Source organism: Endozoicomonas sp. (assembly GCF_965196975.1).
Classification (GTDB): Bacteria; Pseudomonadota; Gammaproteobacteria; order Pseudomonadales; family Endozoicomonadaceae; genus Endozoicomonas.
In genome coordinates this window covers 449,847-464,997 of sequence record NZ_OZ239981.1, presented here as the reverse complement: position 1 = coordinate 464,997, position 15,151 = coordinate 449,847, and the positions used below count along the sequence as shown (strand labels likewise).

At 46.6% G+C, this 15,151-nt stretch carries 11 protein-coding genes; 5 read left to right on the top strand and 6 right to left on the bottom strand.

What is annotated here, in order from left to right; all coding sequences use genetic code 11:
- Positions 1-94: 94 nt before the first annotated feature.
- Entirely contained in the window at positions 95-1,489 is a 1,395-nt protein-coding gene (locus ACOCLE_RS02125) for an alpha-glucosidase/alpha-galactosidase (RefSeq protein WP_419535317.1), read from the bottom strand.
- 264 nt (positions 1,490-1,753) lie between these two features.
- Here ACOCLE_RS02125 and ACOCLE_RS02120 point away from each other — a divergent pair, with 264 nt between their 5' ends.
- Positions 1,754-2,671 (top strand): AraC family transcriptional regulator, encoded by a 918-nt coding sequence (locus ACOCLE_RS02120; RefSeq protein WP_419535316.1) that lies wholly within the window; start codon positions 1,754-1,756, stop codon positions 2,669-2,671.
- A 4-nt stretch (positions 2,672-2,675) separates the two neighbouring features.
- Here ACOCLE_RS02120 and ACOCLE_RS02115 read toward each other — a convergent pair whose 3' ends face one another.
- From ACOCLE_RS02115 to ACOCLE_RS02105, 3 genes are all read right to left on the bottom strand, one after another.
- Positions 2,676-3,314, bottom strand: a complete 639-nt coding sequence (locus ACOCLE_RS02115) for a TetR/AcrR family transcriptional regulator (RefSeq protein WP_020581261.1) — start codon at positions 3,312-3,314, stop codon at positions 2,676-2,678.
- A gap of 154 nt (positions 3,315-3,468) precedes the next feature.
- A complete protein-coding gene (locus ACOCLE_RS02110) occupies positions 3,469-5,934 on the bottom strand; it encodes a glycoside hydrolase family 2 protein (RefSeq protein WP_419535315.1) in 2,466 nt (821 codons plus the stop codon).
- Positions 5,935-6,291: 357 nt separating this feature from the next.
- Complete coding sequence (locus ACOCLE_RS02105; RefSeq protein WP_419535314.1) at positions 6,292-7,362, bottom strand: hypothetical protein; 1,071 nt, start codon at positions 7,360-7,362, stop codon at positions 6,292-6,294.
- A gap of 260 nt (positions 7,363-7,622) precedes the next feature.
- Between ACOCLE_RS02105 and ACOCLE_RS02100 the strand changes: the two genes are divergently transcribed.
- Positions 7,623-8,879 carry an IS66 family transposase gene (locus ACOCLE_RS02100; RefSeq protein WP_419533436.1) on the top strand — a complete coding sequence of 419 codons (1,257 nt, stop codon included), beginning with the start codon at positions 7,623-7,625 and terminating at the stop codon, positions 8,877-8,879.
- On the opposite strand, the gene tnpC (ACOCLE_RS02095) is transcribed toward ACOCLE_RS02100, so the two are convergent.
- On the bottom strand, positions 8,880-10,385 hold the full coding sequence (gene tnpC, locus ACOCLE_RS02095) for an IS66 family transposase (RefSeq protein ID WP_419532963.1): 1,506 nt from the start codon (positions 10,383-10,385) through the stop codon (positions 8,880-8,882).
- A gap of 74 nt (positions 10,386-10,459) precedes the next feature.
- Here tnpC (ACOCLE_RS02095) and ACOCLE_RS02090 point away from each other — a divergent pair, with 74 nt between their 5' ends.
- Positions 10,460-10,735 carry an IS66 family transposase gene (locus ACOCLE_RS02090; RefSeq protein ID WP_419535313.1) on the top strand — a complete coding sequence of 92 codons (276 nt, stop codon included), beginning with the start codon at positions 10,460-10,462 and terminating at the stop codon, positions 10,733-10,735.
- Positions 10,736-10,815: 80 nt separating this feature from the next.
- Here ACOCLE_RS02090 and ACOCLE_RS02085 read toward each other — a convergent pair whose 3' ends face one another.
- Positions 10,816-12,246, bottom strand: a complete 1,431-nt coding sequence (locus ACOCLE_RS02085; protein WP_419535312.1) for an NAD-dependent succinate-semialdehyde dehydrogenase — start codon at positions 12,244-12,246, stop codon at positions 10,816-10,818.
- 300 nt (positions 12,247-12,546) lie between these two features.
- Here ACOCLE_RS02085 and tnpC (ACOCLE_RS02080) point away from each other — a divergent pair, with 300 nt between their 5' ends.
- Together tnpC (ACOCLE_RS02080) and adhP are read left to right on the top strand one after the other, a co-directional pair.
- The gene (tnpC, locus tag ACOCLE_RS02080; protein ID WP_419532963.1) at positions 12,547-14,052 is read left to right on the top strand and encodes an IS66 family transposase; all 1,506 of its coding nucleotides are present in this window, start codon (positions 12,547-12,549) and stop codon (positions 14,050-14,052) included.
- A gap of 45 nt (positions 14,053-14,097) precedes the next feature.
- On the top strand, positions 14,098-15,117 hold the full coding sequence (adhP, locus tag ACOCLE_RS02075; RefSeq protein WP_419535311.1) for an alcohol dehydrogenase AdhP: 1,020 nt from the start codon (positions 14,098-14,100) through the stop codon (positions 15,115-15,117).
- The last annotated feature ends 34 nt before the right edge of the window (positions 15,118-15,151 follow it).

Genomic DNA, 15,151 nt, shown 5'->3' with positions numbered 1-15,151 from the left:
GTAAACCGCACGGTCAGAGAATAAAAATATGAATAAAATTCATCATCTGACCATGGCAGTTTAATGTCAACCAAAACCTGAAAAAAATTCAGCTTTATTGATAGGCAGGCAAATAGCCTCCATGGGCTTCAATCAAATCATCACAAAGGTTGGTAATCTGATCCATTGTCAACTCCGCTGCGGTGTGTGGATCCAGCATGGCGGCATGATAAATATAATCACGCCGACGTGTGAGTGCCGCTTCAATGGCCAGGTCCTGAACATTAATATTGGTTCTGCTCAATGCTGCCAGCTGGGGAGGCAAGGCACCAGCAACGGTCGGGGTAATGCCGTTCTGGTCAGCAAGGCAGGTGACTTCTACTACCGCATTTTCAGGCAAATTAGTAATCAGCCCTCTATTCAGGACATTTCCCCCGAAAGTATATGGGCTCCCCGTTTCCATCGCTTCCAGCATATAGGATGCGTATTCTTCAGAGCGGGTATGCGGCAGCGCCTCACCTTTCCTCCAGGCACTCAACAGCCCTTGAACCTCATTGGCAGTATTTTCATCCAGCAATGTCATCAACTGGGCTTCCATCTCTTCCGTCAGCATGCCCCCCAATGCCGCCTCAATCCCTGTCCACAGGTGCTCATATTCCTCACAGCGTCGTGGATACTCATCCAGCGGGATATTAAAGCGATCAATCAACTCTGGGGCCGTCGATTTAATGAAATAAGGAAGGTATTCTGCATTATGCTCACTGGACTCTGTGACGTAATAACCAAAACGCTTCATCATTTCATAGCGAACCATGTCATTATGCTTTCCGGCTTTGCTGCGAGCCTCCGCCAGGCGCTTGATCTCTGGATAGAGATCCTCCCCGTTATGTGACACTTCCAGTAGCCACGCCATATGGTTGATACCGGCGATTTTCCACTTTACCCCGCTTAACGGAATATCCAAGGGTTTCAGCAGCTCAGGAACGCAGCACTGGACACTGTGACACAGGCCCACCGTTTTAACATCCGTTGCCCGAAGCATGGCACCGGTAACCATTGCCATGGGGTTGGTATAATTAAGCAACCATGCGTCAGGACAAAGTTCCTCTATATCCCTGGCAATATCCAGCATCACGGGTATGGTTCGTAAGCCACGGAATATGCCGCCTATACCCAGCGTATCCCCAATGGTCTGCCTGAGGCCGTATCGGGATGGAATTTCAAAATCAATGACGGTTGATGGCTTGTAACCACCGACCTGAATGGCATTAAAAACATAATCAGCACCTTTAAGGGCTTCCCGGCGATCCAGGTGAGTCGTAATGGTTGCTTTCGAGCCAAAGGTACGGCTGATCGCCGTCATAATCTGAGCTGTCTGCTCAAGGCGCTTGGGATCTATATCATGCAGTGCGAAATGGCTATCTTCCAGGGAAGGGCTCGCCATACAGTCGCCCAGAAGATTTTTGGCAAAAACCGTGCTGCCAGCACCAATCATAGTAATTTTTGGCATGGAGTCCCTCCACCGAATTAAACGACATTTTTTAATTATTATCTGTGTCTGGTAATAAGTAGCTGAGGATATGGAATCATATATTTCTGGCTACTTGGACAGGTACTATGCAAGGCACAACGGAGGGAGCATAGCCGTAGCTATGTGACCGGCGTTGTAACGAAGCAGAGTGGCTGAACAAGGAGTCAGGATATATGATTCCATATGCTCAGCTACTTACTATAAGCGGTTAGTGGATCACTCAGAATGGTGGAATGTCGGAAGATGTTGGCAAAAAGTCAGAATAATTACAGATCCAGCCCTCCTGAAACCCATCACTATTTTGAGAAAGCCCCCTTTCCCTCTCAGGATATTATTCTCTACCACTGCGGCGAGCATGAGCGCTCACTCAACCGCAATGAAACCTGCCAACAAGAGCACTTTTTGATTCATATTGTGTATCAGGGTGAGGGGCGATTCTGGCCCAACACTTCAGTGGACAGTGAACCTGTACTGATCAAAGCCGGGGATATTTTTCTGATCCCTCCTGGCACCAAAGCAATCTATCAGGGTGATAACAGTAACCCCTGGTCATACTGCTGGTTGGGAATACAGGGGCAGATGGCTGAAGCAGCCCTGGAACTTGCTGGCTTTAACAGCCAGCAGCAAACCCTCCATTACCCAATGACGATCATTCACTCAATAATAGAGGCAATACAGTCACTGATTCTCAGTTCTGAAGAGCATTCTGTTAACCCCCTGGAAAAATTAAGCCAGGTATATCGAATTTTGGGGTTGATGTGTCAGGCAACAAAACAGGTCCAGGAAAATCCAGCTGGAGGCCGCAGCAAATCGTATCTGGATCAAGCCCATGCTTTTATCAGTAATCACTATTACCGGAAGATTTCACTGGATGATATTTCGGGAGAGATCGGTATTACACGAAAACATCTGAGCAGCCTGTTTCGTGAGAAATACGGGCAGTCACTGAAAAACTACCTGACCACATTCCGCATGCGAAGGGCCTGTGAACTGCTAAGGCAGCAGCCACCTTTACCGGTGGATACCGTGGCTTCATTGGTTGGCTACGAGGATGTTCATGGGTTTTCCAAAATGTTCAGAAAGTACATGACCGTTTCTCCCAGTCAGTACCGGGAGAAAAGTAAATGTATTGAGTCCATCTGTAGTGGGATATTGAAGTGAAGAATTATTTCCAGGTAAGCAAAAGGCCCATGCTGCGCAGCAGGTGCTTAAACGACTCATGAAGCTTTTTGCCCTCTTCATCACCAGCCATAATGCACAGACGGACCGCATTTCCTGCCAGGTGAGTCATCAGCAGCGCGTAGCTTTCCAGTTCGGGAAGTTTGTCTTTATGAACAAAAGGCGATAAGGCATCCATGATGATTTTTGCCGACTCTCGACTGACCTGAAGTTCGCTGTTCTCAACGATCTTATCCGACGCCAACCCATACCAGATATCGGTAATCACCGGCTCTGATTTATACCATTCATAGTACTCATCCAGCATATCCTGCAGCGCCTGAAAGCCCTCTTCCAGACTTTGAATACCTTCCAACCGTTGAATGATCAGATCATTGGTCGTGCTGATGTAACGTTCATCCAATGCCTGAATAATCGCCCGTTTATTGGGAAAATACTGATAGATCGAGCTTGGTGTTACGCCGGCACGCTCAGCCAGTTCATGAATCTTAAGGCCGCTGGTCCCTTTTTCACTGACAATATCACGTGTTGCGTTAAGAATCGCATCTACCCTGGAGCGACTACGCTCCTGACTGGGATTTCTTCTTTTCTGCCGACTTTTTGCAGGGGCAATGGTTTCACTCATAAACGTTTCAGCCTGAATAAATAACCAAGCCCTTTATGACCAAGGGCTTCAGGGCAGTCAAACTATCCAGCTTAATAGAGCTGCAACAGCTCATATCCTGACTGACCGAATAATCAAATCAGAAAAGAATATATCACAGATCCACCTTCTATTTTTACTCCAGACAGACTGCCTGTTCAGACTTTTCATGTCGCATTGAGGCCTGGCTCTGTTTAGAGACCTGTATACGCTGTTCAACCACACCAAAGCGCTCATTTCGAATGCGGACAATGGCTTCTCCGGAAACCCCGGTTGTCCTGACCCAGAAAGCAATACCACCACCCACCAGTGAAATACTTTTCGGGCCAATCACATCAACCGGCCCTTCGGTTTCGATATTAAGCGTATCGCTGGCGTAGGTCAGCACATTATCTCCCTCATCAAGGCAGCGAATTACAAAACGTGTTGTGTCGTAGGTTTCATCTTCCAGAAGTTCAACATCATCAACCTGAACATCCAGTCGCTGCTCAAAGGATTGCTGACAGCTTTGCGTACATACCAGCTCACTGCCCCGATAGCCTTCGATACGGAAAGTGGTTGCTGAATCCCCCCAGCCACCGACGTATTTGCCATAGAGGGCAACCCCATCACTGAGCTTCATACGGTTCTTTTTCAACAGATAGAGCATCTTCAGCTTGCTGAACAGCGAAAGTCCTTCCAGCCCAACCCTGCTGACCTCAATTAACAGTGACTTCATCAGGCGACAATCCGATTTACTGAAAGACTCATTCTCTTCAATCAGGTTACCAATAAAGTTATCAATGATAATGGGCGGATTAGGTATATGGGGATACTGCTCCCTGGACGGATAAAAAGTCTCAATATAGTGATCGTTTTTATACAGTTTGATGTAATCGCAGTTCGTAAACACATGAACATCGCTGAGCTCGCTGCCTGGGTAGTCCCCCATTCGCATATTGCTGAGTACTTTCAGATACGGTGTTTGACTCTGCTGGGAAGCGTAGGTGGCCGCGGCATATTTTGGAATACGGAACATATCCATAACGCCGTGATAACAGATCCGGTCACCACTGCCAAAATCTTTGTGGGTATTGTAATCAAACATACACCAGCCAATGGCCCCACCAATACCATCATCCCCATACATGGCATCCAACACCCTCAGGTGTCGGAGCGCATGCTCAAGACGGTGCTCCTGGGAGTCAAACTGCTTGGTGGGAAACATATGGCCGTTGTGCTCTGTCACCAGATAAGGCGCATCGAAGCCAATAACGTCTTTTGGCCGGTCGAGGCCATGGGCTTTACCGTTATGCACAAAATCGTTGAAGGTATAGACATCCTCGATCAGATTACTGTCTTTACGGCACCGTACACCGCCCGTTGGCCGGGTATCATCCAGTGATTTAGCCAGACGATTGGTTGCCTGATAAAGCGCGTCACAATCCTCTGACTCATTGATCCGGACGCCCCAGATAAAGATACTGGGCCTGTTCCAGTCCTTTTTTATCATCTCCTCAACATGCTGCAGGGTAATATCCCACCACTCGCCTTTCTCACCAATGTGCTGCCAGCCGGGAATTTCATCAAACACCAGCAAGCCCAGTTCATCGCACCGATCAAGAAAGTGATTGCTTTGCGGGTAGTGAGAAAGACGAACCGTGTTCAGCCCCAGTTCCTGCTTGAGTATCTCAGCATCCTTCTGCTGCGCACGTTTGGGCATGGCATAGCCAACATAAGGGAAAGACTGATGACGATTAAGACCGCGAATTTTCAGACGGTTACCATTCAGGAAGAAGCCGTCATTTTTAAACTCAACCTGACGAAAACCAAACCGGAAAGACGATTGATCAATCAAGTGACCATGGTCATTTATTTTAACGTCAAGCATATAGAGATTAGGGTTTTCGGTATCCCATAGCTTCACACCACTAATAGCCTGCTGAATATTGAGCTGTTGATAACTGTCCTCCGTCAGATCAACCGTTTCCTGAAACGTCAGAACGGGTTGATCTTCTTTGAGTACCGAAAACTCCAGATTAACCGTGGAGGTGCGTTGAGCAAAGTTGGTCAGATAGAGGTCTAGATCAAGAAGTTTCTCTGAGCTGAGCACATGACGGGTACGGACATGGCAGTTTTCTACAATCACCTGTTCAGTAAATTCCAGCCAGACCTCCCGATAGATACCGCCATACGTCAGATAATCCACCACATAGCCAAAAGGAGGAATTTCCTTTCTCTCACTGGAGTCAACATAAACCACCAGTTGGTTGTCTGCGCCGTACTTCAGGTATCGTGATACATCGGCTTTAAAAGGGGTATATCCACCCTTATGCTCCATCAGCTGATGGCCATTCAAAAAGACCTTTGCGTAGGTCATCACCCCTTCAAAGTGGAGAATGGCAGGCTTGCCCTTAAGCTCACTCTCAACATAAAGCGACTTTCGATAGCAGCTCTCAAACTGGTAACGCTTTTCATCAAAGTTGTTATAAGGCAGCTCTGTATTGGCATGAGGAATCTGAACAACCTCAAATTTACTGTCGTCAAAGCCAGAGTCGACAAATTCCTGCCTGAACTCGGGACAGTACTTCCAGTCAAAGTTAAGGTGTCTCACTTCTCTCATGGTACAAACCTGCCTTGGATTTATTCTTATTACCTGTCCACTGACGGACATACCTTTTGACCATCCACTTCAGTTGAAGTAAACAACGTCGGTCAGTACGAACCCACACTATTAGAGCCGAGTGCTCGTTAAAGCTCGAAGCTCTTATTGAACAGGGCTTTAATATCAGGGATAAAAGCAACGAGATCAACCAAAACGTGAATTTTTTTCACGTTTTGGTTGAATAAGTAATAGCAGAGGGATTAATGAAAGACTCTGGTTTTTTCGCTTAAAAGGTCAGTTTTTTGTTTAACAGAGAAATACTTCTTTTCAAAAATAAGCACCGAGAGTACTGAAAAATTTGATACTCTCTATTGCTTATTTCTCTCTGAACTCTTCCTTTAACCGCACGTTTAATCTGAACTTACCATTTAATTGCAATGCCTCAAGGCTCATGGAGAGATTATCTCCAGTGAAAGGCACACGAGGGAACCCGTTAAATATATCCCACTCTGTTGGTGGGAAATTTTTGCTATGAATGTAGTTCACCACGTCAGCCGCAGTATGCGTAGGCAAAAAGTAACGTGCAGGCAGCAGATTTGGAGCGGTACCACCCGAAATTTGAAAGTGAATTTCCACTGCTCCCGGAGTATCAGGGGGAACATCATCTTTTACTCTCTCAGAAGCCACTCTTAAAGCGTTTTCGGCCTCTCTTCGAGCGTTTTCGGCCTCTCTTCGAGCGTTTTCTTGGGCGTCTCTGATAAGTTGCTGCGCATGTTCACGTTCTAACTGCAGCCTACGCTCTTCAGCTTGCCTTTCCTCCATCACTGGAACCATATGAGTTCTAAAATCACGGACCAGACCAAGTAAGGCTTCTTCATCGCGAGAGCGAATATCAAAAAATGTCCTCGTCGAAACAGTCCAGGTTTCAAGGAATCGGGAAAATTCAGGACCATTGATATCTGATTTTTCTTGTTGACTGAGCCCCAAACCATTAGCCTCTGTAACGTTTATGGCTACTTGCTCAACCGTAAAGCCTATTTCATTCCCCTGCCGCAATTGCTCGGTTACAATGTGGTCGTTAATGTTAAGCCTGAGATTAAAATCGATTTGAGGACGCGCTGGCTGATCAGAATTTACAGTCCTCCCAGAAGTTGGAGTTGAGTTTGCCAAAACGCGCCTAAGCGCTTCATCCTCATTAACATCCTGAAATCTTTGAAGACCCGCAGCATTGGGGTTTACACGTGGACGAACCACTGGCTCTTCACGAGTATTGCGCGCAAAAAGGCAGGTATTAATTTTATTGCAGACAAAAGCACAAGCATGATAAGTGGCTGAGCCAACAGTACAGGCAACTTTCCGAGTCGCCCATAATGCTATTAATGGCAGGTTACAGAACCCCAAAGGAGGTCTTTCTGGTGGAAAAACGGTATCGAAAGCTGCTTGCACTGTGAGTTCCCTCTATTAAGTTATTTATTCCACGTTTTGACCCATCCGCATTCCTCAAGTTCCTTAATCAGATAAAAAAATAGACATCCGTACAAGATAAATGAACATTCGGCTGGCACTCTTAAAGCCAAAGGGTTCCCACTCCTCTGGAACATCCTGAGAAATATCTTTGTAACTATTCAGCACCCTTCATATAAATCTGGAATTTTCTGATTTTTCGACCATCATCTTATACTCAATTTTTCTAACAAATCTCCAGTATGGAACCAGACTTCCCAGCTACTCCGTTTACCGAAGCTCTCCTTAAAGAGAATGAAGAGCTTCGGACCGAGAATGCGCTTTTACGGGAACGTTGCAGCGAACTGGAAGAAAGGGTTAATAAAAACAGTCAAAACAGTAGTAAGCCACCATCGTCAGATGGTTATCAAAAGCCCAGTAAAAAAGGGAGTGATAAAGGTGATACATCTTCCAAAGAAGCCCCCTGCTCCTCACAGGAAACACCGAACCCCAAAAGCCTTAGACCATCTTCAGGCAATAAACCAGGTGGCCAGAAAGGTCATCAAGGCTCTTGTTTGAGACGTGTCGCCTTACCCGATTATGTCAGGCATCTGAAGGTTGAAAAATGTTGCTGTTGCCAGTCTTCGCTTATCGATATTAAACCCACCAAATACATTGAGCGACAGGTTTTTGATCCAGGTAGACCCGGAGAATTTGAAGTTACCGCGTACTGGGCAGACGTTAAAGTATGTCCTTGTGGTAAACGGAACACCGCTGAGTTTCCCCAAGGAGTGAAAGCCGCTGCTCAATACGGAGAAGTGACTCAGGCAATGGCTGTTCATTTAAACCAGTATCACTTCATCCCATATCACCGGGTGTCTGAGTATTTCAATACTATTTATTGCATGAGTGTCAGCGCAGGCTCTGTTGCCAATTTTGTTGCCTATACCCATGAGAACCTGGCCTCTACTGAGCAGAGTATCCGCGATGCTTTACAAGAAAGTCCGGTTGCAGGAGCGGATGAAACTGGCATGCGGGTTGACGGTTCACTGTGGTGGTTACACATTATGCGAGATGACCAATGGACGCTTTACTACCTCTCAGAAAGGCGAGGTTGTGAAGCAATGGATGCAATGGGCATCCTGCTGACTTTTGCAGGCATTCTGGTTCACGATCATTGGAAGTCCTACTTTGCCTATGCGGCAGTGCATGTGCTTTGTAATGCCCATCATCTGAGAGAGCTTCAGGGAGTTGTCGATAGGGATGCGAATAAGCTGGCTCTGCGGCTGATGAAATTGCTTACGCTCTCCTGGCACTTCTGCAAGAAATACAAAGCAGCCGGTCTGACTCAAATGCCTGGTGCAATACAGCTTCGCATTGAGACGATATACGACCAAATCCTTCAAAGGGCTCTCACGAAGGAAACCGCTTATATGGAAAAACAACGACAGGTGCTTGGACGTAAGAAGGTCAGGAATACCAAGGCCTACAACCTGTTCAAAAGGCTTATTGAGTTGTAACTATTCAGCACCCAGCAAAGGCGTATTGTTGTAATTTCGAACCGCTTTAAGAAGCGCCTGAAATATGTTCAACCCCTGCTTTTTAGCAGATGATAAATAGCTTCGGATTCGGGTAAACATGGTACCTCCGTCTTCGCTTCTGAAGCAGCCTGAGATCTTCTGCTTAAGTTTGGCCATCCTGGCATCACGTTCACTGCCATTGTTATCGAAGGGAATTGAAAAGTCCGACATGAAGCGCAACGTTTCAACCTTAAACTCAATAAGCCTTTTGAACAGGTTGTAGGCCTTGGTATTCCTGACCTTCTTACGTCCAAGCACCTGTCGTTGTTTTTCCATATAAGCGGTTTCCTTCGTGAGAGCCCTTTGAAGGATTTGGTCGTATATCGTCTCAATGCGAAGCTGTATTGCACCAGGCATTTGAGTCAGACCGGCTGCTTTGTATTTCTTGCAGAAGTGCCAGGAGAGCGTAAGCAATTTCATCAGCCGCAGAGCCAGCTTATTCGCATCCCTATCGACAACTCCCTGAAGCTCTCTCAGATGATGGGCATTACAAAGCACATGCACTGCCGCATAGGCAAAGTAGGACTTCCAATGATCGTGAACCAGAATGCCTGCAAAAGTCAGCAGGATGCCCATTGCATCCATTGCTTCACAACCTCGCCTTTCTGAGAGGTAGTAAAGCGTCCATTGGTCATCTCGCATAATGTGTAACCACCACAGTGAACCGTCAACCCGCATGCCAGTTTCATCCGCTCCTGCAACCGGACTTTCTTGTAAAGCATCGCGGATACTCTGCTCAGTAGAGGCCAGGTTCTCATGGGTATAGGCAACAAAATTGGCAACAGAGCCTGCGCTGACACTCATGCAATAAATAGTATTGAAATACTCAGACACCCGGTGATATGGGATGAAGTGATACTGGTTTAAATGAACAGCCATTGCCTGAGTCACTTCTCCGTATTGAGCAGCGGCTTTCACTCCTTGGGGAAACTCAGCGGTGTTCCGTTTACCACAAGGACATACTTTAACGTCTGCCCAGTACGCGGTAACTTCAAATTCTCCGGGTCTACCTGGATCAAAAACCTGTCGCTCAATGTATTTGGTGGGTTTAATATCGATAAGCGAAGACTGGCAACAGCAACATTTTTCAACCTTCAGATGCCTGACATAATCGGGTAAGGCGACACGTCTCAAACAAGAGCCTTGATGACCTTTCTGGCCACCTGGTTTATTGCCTGAAGATGGTCTAAGGCTTTTGGGGTTCGGTGTTTCCTGTGAGGAGCAGGGGGCTTCTTTGGAAGATGTATCACCTTTATCACTCCCTTTTTTACTGGGCTTTTGATAACCATCTGACGATGGTGGCTTACTACTGTTTTGACTGTTTTTATTAACCCTTTCTTCCAGTTCGCTGCAACGTTCCCGTAAAAGCGCATTCTCGGTCCGAAGCTCTTCATTCTCTTTAAGGAGAGCTTCGGTAAACGGAGTAGCTGGGAAGTCTGGTTCCATACTGGAGATTTGTTAGAAAAATTGAGTATAAGATGATGGTCGAAAAATCAGAAAATTCCAGATTTATATGAAGGGTGCTGAATAGTTACATTGAGTTTAAGGTTGAAACGTTGCGCTTCATGTCGGACTTTTCAATTCCCTTCGATAACAATGGCAGTGAACGTGATGCCAGGATGGCCAAACTTAAGCAGAAGATCTCAGGCTGCTTCAGAAGCGAAGACGGAGGTACCATGTTTACCCGAATCCGAAGCTATTTATCATCTGCTAAAAAGCAGGGGTTGAACATATTTCAGGCGCTTCTTAAAGCGGTTCGAAATTACAACAATACGCCTTTGCTGGGTGCTGAATAGTTACATATCTTTTATAAAAATCAGAGAGTTAAAACCGACGCAAGATGAACGCACCTCATGAAAGAGGTGCTTTTTTGTAATTAGTTAACATTGCCAAAACAGAGATACTTAGTCTCCAGATACTCTTCCAGGCCTTCCTGTCCACCTTCCCGGCCAAATCCAGACTGTTTAACCCCTCCGAAAGGTGCCAGCTCTGTGGAAATAATGCCTTCATTAATGCCTACCATGCCATATTCCAGAGACTCGGCCACCTTCCAGATACGGTTAATATCCCGGCTGTAAAAATAAGCTGCCAGACCATAAATCGTATCATTGGCCTGCTGAATCAGCTCTTCATCAGTACTGAAGCGTACTATTGGGGCAACCGGACCAAACAACTCTTCCTGGATAAAGCTCATGGAGTGCTGAACATCGGTCAGAACCGTCGGCTCAACAAAACAACCATTCAAAGCTTTACCACCGGTTGCGACTGTCGCTCCCTGCTCTACGGCGAGGTTAACTTTCTCAAGAATCCGCTCTTTTGCCAGTGAATCAATAACCGGGCCAATCTGGACGCCGTCCTCCAGGCCATTACCAACCTTCAGACCTTTCACTGCCTCAATAAACTGGCTGACAAATTGATCATAAATACCATCATGCACATAAAACCGGTTAGCACAGACACAGGTTTGCCCGGCATTACGAAACTTTGAAGCCATTGCCCCCTGAACGGCCTGATCGATGTCCGCATCGTCAAAGACGATAAACGGGGCATTTCCACCCAGCTCCATCGAAGTATTCTTAATGGTTTCTGCAGATTGTGCGATCAAATGCCGCCCGACACGGGTAGAACCCGTAAACGACAACTTTCTGATCGTGGGGTGGTGGGTAAAGAGATCACCGACCGTTTCCGGCGAATGATGAACAACAACCTGCAACACAGCTTCAGGAATACCTGCCTGTCTGGCCAGCTCAACAACCGCGTAAGCAGAGAGCGGCGTTTGATTGGCAGGCTTGACAATAAAGCTGCAGCCGGCAGCCAGTGCAGGCGCTGCCTTACGGGTAATCATGGCAATAGGGAAGTTCCAGGGCGTGATGGCTGCGGCCACACCGACAGGCTGCTTGATGGTCATCAGCCGCCGATCCTCCGTATGCCCGGGAATCGTCGTGCCATAGGCGCGCTTGCCTTCTTCAGAAAACCACTGAATAAAAGACGCACCATAGGCCACTTCCCCCATAGACTCAGACAATGGTTTGCCCTGCTCAAGGGTCATCAACCGAGCCAGGTCGGCCTGATTCTCCATCACCAGTTCATACCATCGGTACAGGAGAGTTGAGCGCTCTTTTGCGGGTCTTTTCTGCCAGGCCTTCTGAGCCAGGCGTGACTTTTCAATACATTCGTCGATCTCTGACTCAGACTGCACAGGGATATAACCCACCACCGTACCATCAGCAGGGTTATCAACGGCCAGAGCATGATCTCCAGGTTCACACAGAATACTGAGCAATGATTTATTCTTGATTTTATCCATCAGCCAGCACCTCTCTACTTATACGACAAATTACGGTAACAGGAATAATTCACAATCCTTCCCATAGTAAACTAAATATCACCCAGAAGCAGTGACAAGCAGAGATGGTTTACCGATTTCATGAATCTGTAAACCTGAAGCTATTGTTCTGGTTTCCCCGCCTATTTCTCGTTAACATCTGTCTCCAAAGCACAGCACTCATAAGACAATTGTAACTATTCAGCACCCTTCATATAAATCTGGAATTTTCTGATTTTTCGACCATCATCTTATACTCAATTTTTCTAACAAATCTCCAGTATGGAACCAGACTTCCCAGCTACTCCGTTTACCGAAGCTCTCCTTAAAGAGAATGAAGAGCTTCGGACCGAGAATGCGCTTTTACGGGAACGTTGCAGCGAACTGGAAGAAAGGGTTAATAAAAACAGTCAAAACAGTAGTAAGCCACCATCGTCAGATGGTTATCAAAAGCCCAGTAAAAAAGGGAGTGATAAAGGTGATACATCTTCCAAAGAAGCCCCCTGCTCCTCACAGGAAACACCGAACCCCAAAAGCCTTAGACCATCTTCAGGCAATAAACCAGGTGGCCAGAAAGGTCATCAAGGCTCTTGTTTGAGACGTGTCGCCTTACCCGATTATGTCAGGCATCTGAAGGTTGAAAAATGTTGCTGTTGCCAGTCTTCGCTTATCGATATTAAACCCACCAAATACATTGAGCGACAGGTTTTTGATCCAGGTAGACCCGGAGAATTTGAAGTTACCGCGTACTGGGCAGACGTTAAAGTATGTCCTTGTGGTAAACGGAACACCGCTGAGTTTCCCCAAGGAGTGAAAGCCGCTGCTCAATACGGAGAAGTGACTCAGGCAATGGCTGTTCATTTAAACCAGTATCACTTCATCCCATATCACCGGGTGTCTGAGTATTTCAATACTATTTATTGCATGAGTGTCAGCGCAGGCTCTGTTGCCAATTTTGTTGCCTATACCCATGAGAACCTGGCCTCTACTGAGCAGAGTATCCGCGATGCTTTACAAGAAAGTCCGGTTGCAGGAGCGGATGAAACTGGCATGCGGGTTGACGGTTCACTGTGGTGGTTACACATTATGCGAGATGACCAATGGACGCTTTACTACCTCTCAGAAAGGCGAGGTTGTGAAGCAATGGATGCAATGGGCATCCTGCTGACTTTTGCAGGCATTCTGGTTCACGATCATTGGAAGTCCTACTTTGCCTATGCGGCAGTGCATGTGCTTTGTAATGCCCATCATCTGAGAGAGCTTCAGGGAGTTGTCGATAGGGATGCGAATAAGCTGGCTCTGCGGCTGATGAAATTGCTTACGCTCTCCTGGCACTTCTGCAAGAAATACAAAGCAGCCGGTCTGACTCAAATGCCTGGTGCAATACAGCTTCGCATTGAGACGATATACGACCAAATCCTTCAAAGGGCTCTCACGAAGGAAACCGCTTATATGGAAAAACAACGACAGGTGCTTGGACGTAAGAAGGTCAGGAATACCAAGGCCTACAACCTGTTCAAAAGGCTTATTGAGTTTAAGGTTGAAACGTTGCGCTTCATGTCGGACTTTTCAATTCCCTTCGATAACAATGGCAGTGAACGTGATGCCAGGATGGCCAAACTTAAGCAGAAGATCTCAGGCTGCTTCAGAAGCGAAGACGGAGGTACCATGTTTACCCGAATCCGAAGCTATTTATCATCTGCTAAAAAGCAGGGGTTGAACATATTTCAGGCGCTTCTTAAAGCGGTTCGAAATTACAACAATACGCCTTTGCTGGGTGCTGAATAGTTACTTTTCATTTAAATCTCTTCCATTCACAAACCGGAGTGAGTGATGAAAGCAGCCGTTGCCCATGAGTTTAATACACCACTGACCATCGATGATGTTGAAGTGCCGACCATTGGTGATAATGAGATTCTGGTCAGTATAAAAGCGTCAGGTGTCTGCCATACCGACATTCATGCTTGCCACGGTGACTGGCCGGTTAAACCCAATATGCCATTAATACCAGGCCATGAAGGGGTTGGGGTCATCACTGAAATTGGTGGTAACGTTAACCATTTAAAAAAAGGCGACCGGGTTGGCATTCCATTTCTCTATACCGCCTGTGGTTATTGCGACTATTGCCTTGAGGGTAAGGAGACATTGTGTCCGGACTGCCTTTATACCGGTTACCATATGAATGGCGGTTATGCAGACTTCTGTCGAGCCGATGCCCGTTATGTGGTTAAAATACCGGATGAACTGGGGTTTATTGAGGCCGCACCACTGTTCTGTGCCGGTGTGACAACCTATAAGGCGCTGAAAGTAAGTAATACAAAACCCGGTGACTGGGTTTCCTGTGTCGGTGTCGGTGGGCTAGGCCACCTGGCCATCCAATACGCTATCGCAATGGGGTTGAATGTGGTTGCGGTGGATACCGGAGAAGAACGAAAAGCATTATCTCTGAAGCTGGGTGCGAAGCACTTTATTGATTTCAAAAAGGATAAGCCGGAAGAAAGAATCCGTTCTTTACTGCGAACCGGTGTTCATGCAGCCATCTGTACCGCTGTATCCAAAGCAGGTTTTGACAGTGCCTATGCGTCGGTACGTCGAGGTGGAACAATGGTTCTCGTTGGGTTGCCTCCTGATGATATGCCTGTCCCCATTTTTGATACGGTTATTAATGGTATTACACTGGTAGGCTCTATCGTTGGGACCCGCAGAGACTTGGAAGAATGCCTTGATTTTGCAGCCATGGGAAAAGTGAAAACGGATATACAGATTCGAAAACTCGAAGAGATTAATCAAATCTTCGACGAGCTTGAAAAAGGTGAGGTAACCGGGCGTATTGTTATGGACTTTGAGTCCTGACAATGACTGCTGATAAAGGGGAACCAGTGATTAG